The 15,631-nt window shown below is 62.2% G+C and carries 15 protein-coding genes and 1 tRNA gene; 6 read left to right on the forward strand and 10 right to left on the reverse strand.

Annotated features, from left to right (window positions below; translation table 11 throughout):
- Nucleotides 1–48: 48 nt before the first annotated feature.
- Nucleotides 49–1,314, reverse strand: coding sequence for a septal ring lytic transglycosylase RlpA family protein (locus tag EN853_RS04900; protein ID WP_127858135.1), 1,266 nt, complete (start codon nt 1,312–1,314; stop codon nt 49–51).
- A 534-nt stretch (nt 1,315–1,848) separates the two neighbouring features.
- Here EN853_RS04900 and EN853_RS04905 point away from each other — a divergent pair.
- Nucleotides 1,849–1,938: transfer RNA gene (locus EN853_RS04905), tRNA-Ser, on the forward strand.
- A gap of 29 nt (nt 1,939–1,967) precedes the next feature.
- Here EN853_RS04905 and EN853_RS34350 read toward each other — a convergent pair.
- Complete coding sequence (locus EN853_RS34350) at nt 1,968–2,264, reverse strand: hypothetical protein (protein ID WP_135893692.1); 297 nt, start codon at nt 2,262–2,264, stop codon at nt 1,968–1,970.
- 1,094 nt (nt 2,265–3,358) lie between these two features.
- On the opposite strand from EN853_RS34350, the gene EN853_RS33860 reads away from it, so the two are divergent.
- The 5 genes from EN853_RS33860 to rimO all read left to right on the forward strand — a co-directional run bounded on the left by EN853_RS33860 (nt 3,359) and on the right by rimO (nt 7,285).
- Nucleotides 3,359–3,520 (forward strand): hypothetical protein, encoded by a 162-nt coding sequence (locus EN853_RS33860; protein WP_167524372.1) that lies wholly within the window; start codon nt 3,359–3,361, stop codon nt 3,518–3,520.
- Between the two features lie 96 nt (nt 3,521–3,616).
- On the forward strand, nt 3,617–3,922 hold the full coding sequence (locus tag EN853_RS04915) for a hypothetical protein (RefSeq protein ID WP_127858134.1): 306 nt from the start codon (nt 3,617–3,619) through the stop codon (nt 3,920–3,922).
- Nucleotides 3,923–4,573: 651 nt separating this feature from the next.
- On the forward strand, nt 4,574–4,981 hold the full coding sequence (locus EN853_RS04925; protein WP_167524373.1) for a DUF930 domain-containing protein: 408 nt from the start codon (nt 4,574–4,576) through the stop codon (nt 4,979–4,981).
- 191 nt (nt 4,982–5,172) lie between these two features.
- Nucleotides 5,173–5,832, forward strand: a complete 660-nt coding sequence (locus tag EN853_RS04930) for a TerC family protein (protein ID WP_127858132.1) — start codon at nt 5,173–5,175, stop codon at nt 5,830–5,832.
- A 139-nt stretch (nt 5,833–5,971) separates the two neighbouring features.
- Complete coding sequence (rimO, locus tag EN853_RS04935) at nt 5,972–7,285, forward strand: 30S ribosomal protein S12 methylthiotransferase RimO (protein ID WP_127858131.1); 1,314 nt, start codon at nt 5,972–5,974, stop codon at nt 7,283–7,285.
- Between the two features lie 88 nt (nt 7,286–7,373).
- On the opposite strand, the gene EN853_RS04940 is transcribed toward rimO, so the two are convergent.
- The 8 genes from EN853_RS04940 to EN853_RS04975 form a co-directional block, all read right to left on the reverse strand.
- Nucleotides 7,374–7,811 carry a hypothetical protein gene (locus EN853_RS04940; protein ID WP_127858130.1) on the reverse strand — a complete coding sequence of 146 codons (438 nt, stop codon included), beginning with the start codon at nt 7,809–7,811 and terminating at the stop codon, nt 7,374–7,376.
- 288 nt (nt 7,812–8,099) lie between these two features.
- Entirely contained in the window at nt 8,100–9,167 is a 1,068-nt protein-coding gene (locus EN853_RS04945; RefSeq protein WP_127858129.1) for a BMP family ABC transporter substrate-binding protein, read from the reverse strand.
- A 49-nt stretch (nt 9,168–9,216) separates the two neighbouring features.
- Entirely contained in the window at nt 9,217–10,137 is a 921-nt protein-coding gene (locus EN853_RS04950; protein ID WP_127858128.1) for an ABC transporter permease, read from the reverse strand.
- Nucleotides 10,137–11,249 carry an ABC transporter permease gene (locus tag EN853_RS04955; protein WP_127858127.1) on the reverse strand — a complete coding sequence of 371 codons (1,113 nt, stop codon included), beginning with the start codon at nt 11,247–11,249 and terminating at the stop codon, nt 10,137–10,139. The genes EN853_RS04950 and EN853_RS04955 overlap by 1 nt, the downstream gene beginning before the upstream one ends.
- Nucleotides 11,246–12,823, reverse strand: coding sequence for an ABC transporter ATP-binding protein (locus EN853_RS04960; protein ID WP_167524374.1), 1,578 nt, complete (start codon nt 12,821–12,823; stop codon nt 11,246–11,248). Before EN853_RS04960 ends, EN853_RS04955 begins: the two co-directional genes overlap by 4 nt.
- A gap of 316 nt (nt 12,824–13,139) precedes the next feature.
- Nucleotides 13,140–14,117: a quinone oxidoreductase gene (locus EN853_RS04965; protein WP_127858125.1), complete on the reverse strand. Its 978-nt coding sequence runs from the start codon at nt 14,115–14,117 to the stop codon at nt 13,140–13,142.
- Nucleotides 14,118–14,201: 84 nt separating this feature from the next.
- Nucleotides 14,202–15,020 (reverse strand): phosphatidylcholine synthase, encoded by an 819-nt coding sequence (gene pcsA, locus EN853_RS04970; RefSeq protein WP_127858124.1) that lies wholly within the window; start codon nt 15,018–15,020, stop codon nt 14,202–14,204.
- Nucleotides 15,017–15,631, reverse strand: a complete 615-nt coding sequence (locus tag EN853_RS04975) for a DUF1326 domain-containing protein (RefSeq protein WP_127858123.1) — start codon at nt 15,629–15,631, stop codon at nt 15,017–15,019. The genes pcsA and EN853_RS04975 overlap by 4 nt, the downstream gene beginning before the upstream one ends.

Raw genomic sequence — 15,631 nt, forward strand, 5'->3', positions numbered from 1 at the left:
AAGCTATCAGGGTTTTTTCAGCCGGATCAACGGCGCGCGCGAAATTGATCAGTTTCGCACAACCAATGCATCCGGCGCCCCGTGCGACCAGGCCGCCTGCAGCAGGTCGTCGATGCTGCCATGGCCATCCGGATAGACATTGACCGCGTACCAATCGTTGCCGTCGAGTTCGGTGCGCTGGATTTCGGTCCTGCCGAACGGCTCGAGAGCCGCCGCCACGCGCTTTGCCTGGGCGGCGTCGTCGAAGGAACCGGCGGCGACATAATCCGAGGCCGGCGCTTGATCTTGGCGGTTCGATTTCTTCCACGACTGCAGGATGTCGGCCGGCGACATGCCGCTGCTGTCGAGGGCAGCAAAGACGTCGGCGCGATTGACGCGCTCATCCGCGTAGGACAGCGAGGCCATCGCGAAAGGCGAGTTCGGCGGCAGCCGGTACTCCGGCCGCTCCGGCACGATCGGCCCGAAATCGGGCAGCACGACATCGCTCGGGCCCGGCGCCTGCGCCGACATCGCCGGTTGCGCCGCCGGCTGCTCCGATAGGCCAGGCTGCGCGGCGAAGGCACCTCCCGAATTGGTAAGCTGTCCAGGGAACGGCACGGCGGGCGGAGGCGCGTCCGTCTGAACGCTGGGCGACGGACCGTTCATGGCCACCATCACGCCGGTCGGCAGGCCGTCGGACGGGTCCGGGCGCCTGTTGCCGGGACGATAGGAGGCCATCAGAGACTGGTCGTCGTTGCCGTCGAGCGGCGCCCGGCCGACATATTCGACCTTCACCTTGGCGGTGCCGACCTTGCCATAGTCGAGCATCTGCGCAGCCCGCTCCGAGACGTCGATGATACGGCCCTCATGGTACGGGCCGCGGTCGTTGACGCGCACGATGATCGAGCTGCCGGTCTCGAGGTTGGTGACACGGGCATAGCTCGGCAAGGGCATGGTCGGATGCGCTGCCGTAAGTTGGGCCGTGTCATAGACTTCGCCATTGGCGGTCAGCCGGCCGTGGAAAGCATCGCCATACCAGGACGCCAGTCCTACCTTGGCGTATTTCTTGTCTTCCTTGGGATAGTACCACTTGCCGCGGACCTGGTAGGGCTTGCCGAGCTGGTCGCGGCCACCGCCGCGCCGCATGAAGGCAACGCGCGGGCTCGCCTTCACGCCGTACTCGGACTCGGCGAAATATTCCTTGGAGCGCGGCCGGTTGTCGATCATCGACTTCGGCTGCGGCGTGGAGGTGCAGGCGGCAAGCAACACCGCTGAGATGGCGCACAGCCCGAAAGCGGAAGCGCGACGAAGACGCGGGCGCGCCGAGGTCTGCATGTTTTCGATTGTCCCCTACAGTCTCGCCGCCATCAGCCGAAGCCAAAGCGACCGCGAATGCCAGCAACACCTTGATCCCCAATCCCTTTGTGCACAGGAATTGCTTATCACGATGTTAATCGATTATGGCCGGAACCGGGCGAGATTATGGCGGGATCCGCTGGGAGGAAGAGCCTAGCGTGGATGAGCGCCGGAAGGAGGGGCAGCTTTTTGGAGGGGGACTTCCTTTTTCCAACCGGCGCTCATGGCGCTGGAACTCACTGCGCCAGGTAAAGTTTAGCATGAGCCCCTGCAGGGACTGCCTCGGTCGAACGGATGACTCGGCTCATCTATATTAGCTATCGCTTGATAAAGCCGTTAGCCATAGCACCTTGGGGCCGCACTCTGCGCCAGCCAACAAGGCCAGGCATAACCGGCCGGACCGGTTTCCAACGATTGACATGGCTTTATACAGCACACTAGAGGATGTGTGCTTCCGTCGGCATCGCGGCCTACCGGCCAACCGGGACGGAGCGCCTCGTGAAGAATCACGATGGAGGGATGGCCGAGCGGTTTAAGGCACCGGTCTTGAAAACCGGCGTGGGCGCAAGTTCACCGTGGGTTCGAATCCCACTCCCTCCGCCACGATCGTAACAAATTCAATACGTTATATGCTATTTGCGATGAGACACTGAAGCAGAACCTTCTAACTGCAGGAACGGCAAAGTGGGCTCACTCGGTAAGGCTTGGTTCGAATCGGCCCAGGCATGCCGATGAAAAAACATCCTCACGTCTCGCCCGATGAAGCGAAGCAGTCCGTCGAGTTTGTTGCGGCTCTTGGGAACTTCCTCTTCGTTTTGACCGCGAAGATCGATCGCGGCATCAAGGCCGCTGAAGAGGCTAAGCCAGCCGAATAAAAGAACGGCCCGGAAGCCGAAGCCCGACAGCCGGCGTGGATTGCCATCGCCCAAAATCGGAAGCGCCCGCTACGTTTGCCGCAGCGAGCGCTCCAATGGCCCCTCGCGGATAAGACGGTACGCCTCGCTTAGATGGAGAATAAGCGCGCCCTGGTTGAAGCGCTGCATATTACAGGCGCGTGACTTTTCTGCCACTGGAGACAGGAAGGCCCGGAAGCCGAGCCGCCGGAACCTTTGAAAGTTCCCGTCGAGGGACGTTCAGTCCTTACCCTTCATGATGGCGTCAAACCTTCGCCTTTCCCAAGCCTGTTGCTCGCGATATCGCAGGATACCGGCGACCAGGAGAACGGCGGCCAGCGTCACCAGCTTCCATCCCGGGTGCAGTCCCCAATAACTGAGGCCTAGAATCGCCACCCCTGCCGTGATTAGCCGCACCTAATTTAGCATCCGCGAAACAAAGCACTTTCCCAGGCGTTGAGGCTCCACAAAGGAGCTTCGATGATGGATCCGGCCACCGCCGCTGTGATGGTTTTGCTTCTATGCAGCCCCGGCGATGCGTCCATCTGCAAACCGGTCAATACGGCTTCGTCTCGGGTGTTCGCATCCCTCAGCGAATGCCGTACCTCGTTGGCAGAAGAGCTCGCCCGGGCTCCTAGTGGAAGAATGATCGGCCGGTGCCAAGTCGTCGATCCGATCGTCACAGGCTCCGTCCCCGCCGGCTATACGACAGTTATGGTTACGCGCGGCGGCAGCGCTGTCAGGTATATTGTCCCTCATAAAGAATAGCCCGGCCACCTAAGGCGCCGCGCTCTTCACTGGCTTTTCGGTCGCCTCATGGGTGGTCGCGCGAAATACGCTTCGTGACGTACGAATGAGGTGAGAGCTTGGGCAACCTTGGGAAACCATTGAGGGGAAGGAAGAAAGCCAGCAAAGGCCAGCGACAAAGAACAGAGCTGGTGGCCGCTTATCTCGCAAAGCAGCCTTTCTCAAGAAACTTGAGCGCCTCATCGCCGATCTGACTGCACTGGTCGAAGCGACCTCGGGCAACAGAAAGTTCACTTACCAAATTCGCCTTCAGCAAGCTCTGACTGTCAGGGATCGCGTTAAGAGAGGTCCCAGGCAACGACCGCCGGGCAAGATCGTCTACCTTGTCGGCCCCGGTAGCGTCCGCTTTGTATCTGGCGGAGCACCGTGTTCTAAGCGATGAACAGCGAACCAGCGCGATCTGGTTTTATCTGTGCCGCGACTTCATCGGCGTGGCTGCCTGCCTGATGATTGCGGGGTTGGCTCTCTATGTGCTGCTGCGCTAGCCAATACGAAAAGGATCTCCGTTCACGTTGTTTTGCGTGGCAAACAACTGTGGACCTTGGTTTAGCTCTCCCTGAGAAGTTCTTGGGAGGGGGAACATGGAACGTTTAGGGCGGTTCGACTTTCGCAGCGCGATAGTGGTCGTTGCCGGCGTGCTGATTTTCTCTCTGTTGATCGGCAGACCCTTCTTTCCTGTTTGGTTCAAGCTGTATGCGCTGCCATTTGCACTACTTGTCTTTATCGGAATGTTTGGGTTAGTGGCTCTTTACAACAAAATCTCGACTGGGATCGCGCTACTTGGTCCGAAAAAAAGTGTGAACATAAAACGGTCTCACATTGCTCTATTGATTTTGATATTCACCCTTCCCTTTTTGAAACTTCTGTTTCATTTGATCCAGGGCTAACCGACGCAGAGCCCTGCCAGCGCGCTAACGCACAAGGACAAGGCGTCGAGCCCTTGCGCTTGTCGCCAGACAAGTGACCGCCAGACCTGCTTGGCGACGCGTTAATTAGCAAATACTGAAATCCGCAAGGCTGGCGCCAGCCAGCCGTGCTAAATGGCGGCGGTCATCCACCTGGAGCGCAGTCATGACCTCTCCCATTGGAAACCAGCACAACGCTGGCGCAGTGCCGCGTAACACCAGAGTTCCGACGCCACCCGAGGCCAATTTCCCCGGCAAGAGCGCCGAGAGCGTTGGTCACCTTGCGAAAGCCGCTGTTTTGGAGACGGGCGACAGCGAACCAGGCGCTCAAGGTCGGGCAGCATCCAGAATCGCTCGAATGGACGTCACGGTGCTTCCCCCGCCCGGTTCGGAAGATAACCAGGCGCCAGATCCCGGAACCGGCGGCGACGGGACGACGGACCAGAGTGCTGGTGGCAATACCCTGGATTAGCCCGGCAGTCGGAGCAATCGCTGGACCGCTCCTTGCCAGCTCACTCTGAACCCGACATTGCCGCCATAGGCCTGCGCGCGGTGGCCTCGAACAAATGCCGGTGAGCCGAAGCCGGCACCATCTCACAAGCGCGTGCGTTTGGTTGATTTGCCAGACAAAGTATGCTGCTTGTCGCGCCCATGAAAAAGCTCTGCCTGATGGCTCTGGCGTCCCTGACGCTGGCCTGGCCGGCCAAGGCGATGGACAACGCACTGCGCGCCGGCCTGCTCAAACTCGATCCCCAGACCCGTCTCGAGCAGCGTTGCGACGCCGAGGTGCTCGACCGGATCAGCCACGATGACCGCAACTACAAGGCCGACCGCGTGGTGGCCTATGCCTTCGCCACGCCGCAGATGAGCGCCGATGCGATCAGGAGCCCCGGCGCCGCTTTTCGCAGCAAGGGTCAATGGTACCGGCTGAAGTTCAAGTGCCAGACCGCGCCCGACCACATGCAGGTGCTGCAGTTCCGCTACAAGATCGGCGACGAGATCCCCGAAACCGACTGGGCAAAATACAATCTTTACGATTGATGGGTTGACCCCGATCCGCCGGACCTGAACCAGGCCTTCCCCGCTGCAAAATCCATATGAATTCCGGTGGAACAAGCCGATGCGCAAGCGCTTGCTCCCGCTGGTTCCCTTGACGCGCGGGAGTCATACACGTTAGGGCGTCGGGATATTCGACGACCGGCACTCGGCGAACAGCAAAGGCCTTCCAGACGATGGATATTTTCAGCGCCGCAAGCCTGAGCGCCCTTCTTCAGGTCATCGCGATCGATCTGGTGCTTGCCGGCGACAATGCCATCGTCATCGGGCTGGCGGCCGCCGGCCTGCCCTCGGAGCAGCGCAAGAAGGCGATACTGATCGGCGTTTTGGCGGCCACGGTGCTGCGCATCTTGTTCGCGGCGGTCACGGTCAAGCTGCTCGCCATTGTCGGCCTGCTGCTCGCCGGCGGCATCCTGCTGCTTTGGGTATGCTGGAAGATGTATCGCGAGCTTCGCACCTCGCACGCGGACGAGGAGGAGGCCACTGAAGCGCTGGCCAACTCCGACCTTAACATGGACAAGGCAATCGCCGGCAAGGCGCCGCGCAAGACGCTCGGCCAGGCGGCGCTGCAGATCGTCGTCGCGGACGTGTCGATGTCGCTGGACAACGTGCTGGCCGTAGCCGGCGCGGCGCGGGATCATTTCTGGGTGCTGGTCATCGGGCTGGTGCTGTCGATCGGCTTGATGGGCCTTGCCGCGAGCTTCATTGCCCGGCTGCTGCACCGTTACCGCTGGATTGCCTATGTCGGCCTGCTGATCATCCTCTATGTCGCGCTCGACATGGTTTACCGCGGCGCGATGGAAGTCTGGCCGCACGTCAACAACGCCGTGACCTGACATCGCCGCCTGACGCAGGCTTCGGCCGACCCGTGATCCGTCCTTCGCATTGCGTTTTGCCGCAGCAGGGGCCAGCCCATACCAATGCCGCAATTAGTGTGGTATTGCGCCGCCGATCCCGAAAAGCCTGGAAAACCTTATGTCTGCCCCTCGTGTCAGTTTCGTCAGCCTTGGATGCCCGAAGGCGCTCGTCGATTCCGAGCGCATCATCACGCGGCTGCGCGCCGAAGGTTACGAGATCGCCCGCAAGCATGACGGCGCCGACCTCGTCGTCGTCAACACTTGCGGCTTCCTGAATTCTGCCCGCGACGAGTCGCTCAACGCCATCGGCTCCGCCCTTTCCGAAAACGGCCGCGTCATTGTCACCGGCTGTCTCGGCGCCGAGCCGGAGGTGATCCGCGAGAAGCACCCGAACGTGCTGGCGATCACCGGTCCGCAAGCCTATGAGAGCGTGATGGCGGCGGTGCATGAGGCCGCTCCGCCGAGCCATGACCCCTATGTCGATCTCCTGCCGCCGCAGGGTGTGAAGCTCACGCCGCGCCACTACGCCTATCTGAAGATTTCGGAAGGCTGCAACAATCGCTGCACCTTCTGCATCATCCCGGCGCTGCGCGGCGACCTCGTCTCGCGGCCTGCGGCCGATGTGCTGCGCGAGGCCGAAAAGCTCGCCAAGGCCGGGGTCAAGGAAATCCTCGTCATCTCGCAGGACACCAGCGCCTACGGCATCGACATCAAATACCAGACGAGCCTATTCGGCGATCGCGAAGTGCGGGCAAAATTCCTCGACCTCGCCGAGGAGCTCGGCAAGCTCGGCATCTGGATCCGCATGCATTATGTGTACCCCTACCCGCACGTGGCCGACGTCATTCCGCTGATGGCGGAGGGCAAGATTCTTCCCTATCTCGACATTCCCTTCCAGCACGCCTCGCCGCAGGTGCTGAAGAACATGCGCCGCCCCGCCCATGGCGAAAAGACGCTGGAGCGCATCCGCGGCTGGCGCGAGGTCTGCCCTGATCTTGCCATCCGTTCGACCTTCATCGTCGGCTTCCCCGGCGAGACCGAAGACGATTTCCAGATGCTGCTCGACTGGCTGGACGAGGCAAAGATCGACCGCGCCGGCTGCTTCAAATACGAGCCGGTCAAGGGCGCGCGCTCCAACGATCTCGGCCTTGAGCAGGTGCCGCAGGAGGTGAAGGAAGCCCGCTGGCACCGCTTCATGCAGCGCCAGCAGAAGATCTCGGCAACGCAGTTGGTCAAGAAGGTCGGCAAGCGCCTGCCGGTGCTGATCGACGAGGCGCACGGCACCTCGGCCAAGGGCCGCACCAAATATGACGCGCCGGAGATCGACGGCTCCGTGCATATCCAGTCGCGGCGTCCGCTGCGCGCCGGCGAGATCGTCACCGTCAAGATCGACCGCGGCGATGCCTACGACCTCTACGGCTCGGCGGTCTGATAGCCGCGCGAGAGCAGACATCCTCCCATGAAACAAGGGCGCCTTGTGGCGCCCTTGGACTTGACGGCCTTCGGCTTCAGCAGCCGCGTCAGAGCTTCACCGACTCAATCGCTGTCAGGGAACGGTCGATCACCTGATCGAGAGTCTTATCGAGGCGCGTGCCCGTTGCGATCGCCGACAGCCGAGCGGCAAATCCCAGATGGTAGTCGACGAACCACTCGGGGTGCGGCTCCGGCTCCGGCGGAAACGGGCCCCACCACGGCGGAAGCTTCGGTATCTTCGGCCGCGTGGGGCACCAGTCGTCAAGGTCGCTAAACACCGCCTTCATATCGAGCCCGCCTCGCTCGGCCACCCATGCGGAGCGGACAAACTCGTCGGCAACCGCGGCGCCCAGTTCATGCGGCGGGAGCGGCTGTGGATTGAGTGCGACGCGCGCAAGCCCGCCCTGCGGTCCGTGCGGAATGACATCGTAAATGGCGGGAATCCGCTTTCCGATGATTGCCAAAAGCTTTTTATTCAATTGCATAAGACCTCCTTCTGCAGGCGCTTGTCACACCCGCTGCTTCCGTTCGATATGCCCGAGCAACATGGAAGTAGAGGTCGTTGGAGTATGTGAAAATTATCACGAACGGGTCGCAGATATTGTACCCGGCGCATGAAGATATGGAATTCTGCAAAAATGAAGAGGGTATGCGTCAAATACTTGACGCACATGATTTCTCGCCAGCTGAGCAAAGCGAGATGCGCTCCCGGCCAAGGCAGAAAGCCGAAGGGCGCCACAAGGCGCCCTCCGTGTTCGAAACTTCGTCGCCGCTTATTGCGGCAGCTTGTCGTCGATACCCTTGACGTAGAAATTCATGCCGAGGAGCGTGCCGTCGTCGGCAACCTCGCCGTCCTTCAGCCAGGGCGAGCCGTCCTGCTTGGATACCGGACCGGTGAATGGGTTCCAGCCGCCGGCGATCTTCTTCGTGGTCGCCTCGGCCATGGCCTTGACGTCGTCGGGCATGTTCGTGAAGGGCGCGAGCTTCACAGCGCCGTCCTTGATGCCAAGCCAGACATTGTCCGGCTTCCAGGTGCCGTCGAGCGCCGCCTGAACGCGGCTGATGTAGTACGGACCCCATTCGTCCGTCAGCGAGGTCAAGGCCGCATTCGGGGCGAACTTGATCATGTCGGACGACTGGCCGAAGCCGTGCAGCTTGCGCTCCTCGGCAACCTGCAGGGCGGCGGTCGAGTCGGTGTGCTGGACGATGATATCGGCACCCTGGTCGAACAGCGCCTTGGCGGCGTCGGCCTCCTTGCCCGGGTCGAACCAGGAATTCACCCACACGATCTTGACCTTGAAATCGGGATTGACCGACTGCGCGCCGAGGATGAAGGAGTTGATGCCCATCACCACTTCCGGGATCGGGAAGGAGACGATGTAGCCGGCCAGCCCCTTCTTCGATTCCTTGGCCGCGATCTGGCCGAGCACATAGCGGCCCTCATAGAAGCGCGCGTTGTAGATGCCGAGATTGTCGCCGGTCTTGTAGCCGGTGGCATGCTCGAACATCACCTTGGGAAACTTCTTGGCGACCTTGACCTCGGCGTCCATGAAGCCGAACGAGGTGCCGAAGATGATCTTGCACTTCTCGCGCGCCAGGCGCTCGAAGGCGCGGTCGGCATCGGGGCCTTCCGAGACGTTCTCGAGGTAAGCGGTCTCGACCTTGTCGCCGAGCGCCTTTTCCACCTCGAGGCGGCCCTGGTCGTGCTGGTAGGAATAGCCGAAGTCGCCGATCGGGCCGGTATAGACCCAGCAGGCCTTCAGCTTGCCGGCCGCTTCGGCGGACGACGCCAGCGACAGGGCCGCAGCCGTGGTCATAAGGGCAATAAGCAGTTTTTTCATCGTGTTACCTCTCTGAGTTAAGCCTTGGAGCTTCCCGTCTTTTTGTTGGTCAACGATCCGGAACGAACGGCTGCCCCAACGAAGCCGGCGTATTCATCATCGTCAGCCGCTTGTTGCGCGAGATTAGAACGAGAACCACGATGGTTGCCAGATAGGGCAGCGAAGAAAGAAACTGCGAAGGCACCGGAATGCCAAAAGCCTGTGCATGAAGCTGGCCGATCCACACGGCGCCGAAGATGTAGGCGCCGGCCAGAACCCGCCACGGACGCCAGGATGCGAACACCACCAGCGCCAGCGCGATCCAGCCGCGGCCCGCGCTCATGTTCTCGACCCATTGCGGCGTATAGACCAGCGACAGGTGACCGCCGGCAAGACCGGCGCAGGCGCCGCCGAAGATAACCGCGAGGTAGCGGTAGCGGATGACCTTGATGCCGAGCGCATGCGCCGAAGAGTGGCTGTCGCCGATCGAGCGGAGCGTGAGGCCGATGCGCGTCCTGAACAGGAACCACATCACTGCGGCGGTGAGCGCGATCGAGATGTAGAATACCGGATCCTGGCCGAAGATCAGCCTGCCGACGACCGGGATCGAGCTCAAGCCCGGGATGTCGAGGTTCGGCAGCCTGACGCCGGGCTGGCCGACGAAGCTGGTGCCGATCATGCCGGACAAGCCGAGGCCGAGCAGCGTGAGCGACAGGCCGGTGGCCACCTGGTTGGTGGCCAAAGACAAGGTCATGACGGCGAAGAGGAGCGAGAACAGCGCGCCCACGATGATGGCGGCAAGCAGGCCGATCCAGGGCGATCCGGTGAGATAGCCGGCGCCGAAGCCGCCGACCGCGCCCATGATCATCATGCCCTCGACGCCGAGGTTGAGCACGCCGGAGCGTTCGACCACCAGCTCGCCGATCGCCGCGATCAACAGCGGCGTCGCCGCCGTCGCGATGGTCAAAAGGATGTTGACGGTGATGTCCATCAGCGTGCCTCCTCCAGCTTGGGCGCGGCCTCGAGTTTCGGCGCGGCAAAGCCGATCAGACGAATGCGGTAGTGGATGAGCGTGTCACAGCCGAGCACAAAGAACAGAAGCATGCCCTGGAACACCCTCGCCACCTTGTCGGAGATGCCGAGCGCGCTCTGCACCGCCTCGCCGCCGAGATAGGTCAGCGCCAGCACAAGCCCCGCGGCGACGATGCCCAGCGGATTGAGGCGGCCGAGGAAGGCGACGATGATGGCGGTGAAGCCGTAGCCGGGCGAGATCACCGGCTGCAGCTGGCCGATGGCACCGGACACCTCCGAGATGCCGGCAAGACCGGCCAATGCACCGGACAGCAGGAAGGTGAAGAACACCATCTTGTTGAAACCGAAGCCGGCAAAGCGCCCTGCCCTTGGGCTCGAGCCCAGCACGCGGACCTCAAAGCCCTTCAACATGCGGCTCATCATCAGCCAGATCGCTATCGCCGCGACGAGCGCGAAGACGAAGCCCCAGTTGGCGCGGCCGGCGTCCGGCATCAGCTCCGGCAGGATGGCCGAGTCTCCGAACTGGATGGTCTGCGGGAAACCATGGCCCTGCGGGTCGCGCCAGGGGCCGCGCACCAGCCAGTCGAGGAAGAGCTGCGCGACATAGACCAGCATCAGGCTGGTCAGGATCTCGTTGGTGCTGAAGCGGGTCTTCAAGAGCGCCGGGATGGCCGCGTAGAGCGCGCCGCCGACCATTCCGAGCAGAAGCATCAGCGGCAGCACCAGCGGACCTTCGAACTGCGGGAACAGTACCGGGATGATCGATCCGAAGATGCCGCCCAGGATGAACTGTCCCTCGGCGCCGATGTTCCAGATATTGGCTTTGTAGCAGACCGACAGGCCGACGGCGATCAGGATCAGTGGCGCCGCCTTGATGGCCAGCTCGTGCAGCTGCCAGACCTCGCTGATCGGCTGAATGAAATAGATGTTGAAGGCATCCACCGGATTGACGCCGAGCAAGGCGAACATGATGGCGCCGGCAATCATCGTCAGCGCGAAGGCGATGAAGGGCGAGAGCACCGAAAACAGCGCCGAGCGCTGCGGGCGTTTGACCAGTTCGAGGCGCATCATGCCGTCTCCATGGTGTGTTCGGCGTGGCCGGGCTCGGCGCCGCCCATCAACAGGCCGATCTTCTCGAAAGTGGCTTCGGCGATGGGAAGCGGCGCGGACAGTACGCCGTTGTGCATGACCGCGATCGCGTCCGACAGTTCGAACAATTCGTCGAGGTCCTGGCTGATGACGAGGACTGCCGAGCCGCTGCGGGCAAGCTCGATCAGCGCCTGGCGGATATGGGCGGCGGCACCGGCGTCGACGCCCCAGGTCGGCTGGTTGACGACCATCACGCTCGGCTTGCGGTCGAGCTCGCGGCCGACGATGAATTTCTGCAGATTGCCGCCGGACAGCGCTGCCGCCTCAGGGTCCGGCGCGCTCTTGCGCACGTCCATTGCGGTTATGATGCGCTGGGCGGCGCTGTAGACCGAACCGTTCCTGACCATGCCGCCGGAGCCGACGAAGGACTTGCCGTCGGTGGCATGGCGCGAGAGAAGCAGGTTCTCCGAGAGCTTCATGCGCGGCGCCGCGCCATGGCCGAGCCGCTCCTCCGGCACGAAGGCGGCGCCCATCAGGCGCCTGCCGGTGATCGAGAGCGCGCCGGCATCCTTGCCGCGGATGCGCACGGAACCGGCATCCTGCTGCAGCACCTCGCCCGAGACGGACTCGAAGAACTCGCCCTGACCGTTGCCGGCGACACCGGCGATGCCGATCACTTCGCCGGCACGCACGGTGAGGTTGATGTTCTTGAGCGGGATGGCGAAGGGCGTTGCCGGCTTGCGGGTAAGGCCGCGGATCTCCAGCAGCGCCGGCGCGGTCTCGATGCCTTCGGCCGGCGCGCGCACCACCGCCTTGACCTCATTGCCGACCATCATGCGGGCGAGCGATGCGGCCGTCTCCTGGCGCGGATTGCAGTGGCCGACAACCTTGCCGTGACGCAGCACCGTGGCGCGGTCGCAGATGCGTTTGACCTCTTCCAGCCGGTGCGAAATGTAGAGGATCGACTTGCCTTCCGCGCGCAGCCGCTCCAGCGTCTCGAACAGCTTGTCGGCTTCCTGCGGCGTCAGCACCGAGGTCGGCTCGTCGAGGATGATGAGCTGCGGCGTCTGTAAGAGGCAGCGGATGATCTCGATGCGCTGACGCTCGCCGACGGAAAGATCGCCGACCAGCGACTCCGGATCGAGCGGCAGGCCGTAGCTGTAGGAGAGCGCCCTCGCCTTCGCGGCGATGGTGCTGATCGGCGAGCCGTCGTTCAGCGAAAGCGCGATGTTCTCGGCCGCGGTCAGGGCTTCGAACAGCGAGAAATGCTGGAATACCATGCCGATGCCGAGCTTCTTGGCGACACCGGGGCTGGTGATCCTCACCGCCTTGCCGTCCCAGAAGATTTCGCCCGAATTGGGCTCGAGCGATCCGAACAGCATCTTGACCAGCGTCGACTTGCCGGCGCCGTTCTCACCGAGCAGAGCGTGGATCTCGCCCTTGGCGATGTTGAGGTCGATATGATCGCACGCCGTCAGCGTGCCGAAAATCTTCGTAAGGCCGCGAACCTCCAGCAGGTTCGCCCTGTCATGATTTGCACTCACAGTGCCTCCCATCCAGTTTCCCGGATATGTTCTGTGTTCCCGCTGGTATCGTATGCGCGGCCGGCTTCAGTCGGAAAGCGGCACCCGACTTGAAAGAGCTTCAAGAATTCCAGCGGAAACTCAAGGGGTAAGGATATACCTATTGAGAGCGCGGGAAAGACTGGCTGGCTTTTCGGGCAAACCGTGCCTTCACGCATGGCTAGGTGCTGAAAAACAAGGCTGCGGCTCAAAGCATGTCTCCCGAAACTGGGAACCGGGTTCGGGACAAAGACGTGCTTGAAATCAAAACCCAAAGCGCATGGAGCGACCTGAAAGGTCGCGACGCGCTTTAGGGAATGAGGATTGTCGTGCCGGTCGTCTTGCGGCCTTCGAGATCCGATTGCGCTTGTGCTGCGTCCTTCAGCGCAAAGCGCTGGTTGATCTTGATCTCGACGGCGCCGCTCAGCACCACATCGAAGAGCGCCTCGGCCGATGCCACCAGATCTTCGCGCCTGGCGTTGTAGACGAAGAGCGTCGGGCGGGTTGCGTAGAGCGAGCCCTTTTGCGCTAGGAGCGACATCGAGAAAGGCGGGATCGGCCCCGACGACTGGCCGAAGCTGACAAACATCCCGAGCGGCCTCAGGCAATCGAGCGAGGCGGGAAACGTGTCGTTGCCGACGGAATCATAGACGACGTCACACTTCTTGCCACCGGTGATGGCGGCGACGCCCGCGACGAAATCCTGCTCCTTGTAGTTGATGACATGGTCGAAACCATGCGCCTTGGCGAGCTCGATCTTGTCGGCGGAGCTCGCCGTGCCGATGACGGTGGCGCCGAGGTGCTTCGCCCACTGGCCGAGGATCAGGCCGACGCCGCCGGCGGCGGCATGATAGAGAATCGTGTCCCCGGCCTTCACCTTGTAAGTGCGCCGCAGCAGATATTCTGCCGTCATGCCTTTCAGCATCATGGCCGCCGCCTGCTCGTCGCTGATGCCGTCCGGCACCTTCACCACGCGGTCGGCGGCGATCACGCGTTGCTCGGAATAGGCGCCGACATTGACGGCGTAGGCGACGCGGTCGCCGGGCTTCAGCCAGTCGACGCCGGCGCCGACCGCCAGCACCACGCCGGCCGCCTCGCCGCCCGGGATCAGCGGAAACCCGCCGGGCGGCGGGTAAAGGCCCGAACGATGATAGACGTCGATGAAGTTGAGGCCGATCGCGGTGTGCCTGACCCGGATCTGGCCGGCTCCCGGCTGGCCGGGATCGGCATCCTCATAGGTCAGGACTTCCGGGCCGCCATGGGCATGAATGCGGATTGCCTTGGACATCGCTCAACTCTCTTCAGGAGGGGATTTAGAACATGATCCCGAAACCGGTTTTCGGAAAAGATCATGCTCCAACAAAAAGCTAGGTCAGGGTTTCCTGGCGCCAAGACTGGGAAACATCTGCATGATGCCCCCGATGCAGGCGAGATAGAGGCCTGTGACCGTAATGCCAGCCTTGGTGAAGATGCTGACCTGCTCGCTCAGAACGCCGATCTTGTCGTAAAAGGCGGCAAGCGCCGCCTGCGCAAGCGCAAGCGCGCCGAAAGCGCACCACAAAAGCGTCATGCCGAGATTGATCGGCCTGAGCCGCACCACGCGCACCGGGTGGATGAAGTTGATAGGCACGAAGGTAAGGATGCCGGCGACAACGACCACGGCGAAAGAAACCCACTGGCCCGGCTCGATGACGAAGAGCGTGAACACCACCATGTTCCATACGACCGGGAACCCCTTGAAGAAGTTCTCCTTCGTCTTCATGCCGGTGTCGGCATAGTAGATTGCGCTCGACACCACGATGATGGCCGCCGACAGGAACGACAGCCGCTCGCCCATCAAGCCGCGCTGGTAGAGCGCGAAGGCCGGGATGAGAACATAGGTCACATAGTCGATGATGTTGTCGAGCAATTCGCCCGACCATGTCGGTAGGATCTCCTTGACCTCCAGCTTTCTCGCGATCGGGCCGTCGATGCCGTCGACAAAGAGTGCCAGCCCGAGCCACCAGAACATTGCAGTCCAGCGCTCCTCGCTGGCCGCGACCAGCGACAGGAAGGCGAGGAACGAACCGGAGGCGGTGAGCAGGTGCACTGAAAAAGCGCGCGCCTGCGGCCACGTCACTTTCTTCTTCGGCAGCGGAATCCGCTCCGCGATCTTCTTGGCCGCTTTCCGGGCCGCTGTGTTCTTGCTCACGGGCCCCGCCAGTCCAGCTTGCAGATCTCGGCCGAGCGGCCGGCGAAATTCCAGTTGCGGCCGAAGGCGCGCATCTTGCTCTTTTCGGACTTCGCCACGATGATTTCCGGCGCGATCCAGTATTCGGAATTGGTGATCACCGTATCCTTCTCGCGGTCCTTGCCGGGTATCGGCGTCACCGCGCCGTCGATGGTCTTCGGTATCTGGAAGACGCGCGTTTTATCGCGCGTCTCATAGGTGATCGGCACCTGCTCGACGCCGAGGAATTTGCCGACCAGGATCGACAGCAGCGACGTGGTGCCGCCGGCCTTGCCGGTGAAGATCTTGGTCAGCGCCTTCACCGCATAGACCGAGGCGCGCTTGTCGATGAACAGGCCGGCGGTCCAGTTGCCGCGGCTCATATAACCCGGGATTTCCATGATCAGCCCGAGATTGAGGCCGGAGAGGTCGACCTCGCCGAAATGGCCGGCGTCGATGCGGAAACCCGCCCAGGTCTGGCAATAGCCCTCCGTCGGCGGATGGCTGCCGAGCGACAGGACGCAAGGGCAGAAAACCGTGCAATTGCAGGAGAGTACAAGCTCTCCCTTCATCGCCCAGCTTTGATCCGTCAT

This window comes from Mesorhizobium sp. M1C.F.Ca.ET.210.01.1.1, assembly GCF_004791585.1.
Lineage (GTDB): Bacteria > Pseudomonadota > Alphaproteobacteria > Rhizobiales > Rhizobiaceae > Mesorhizobium.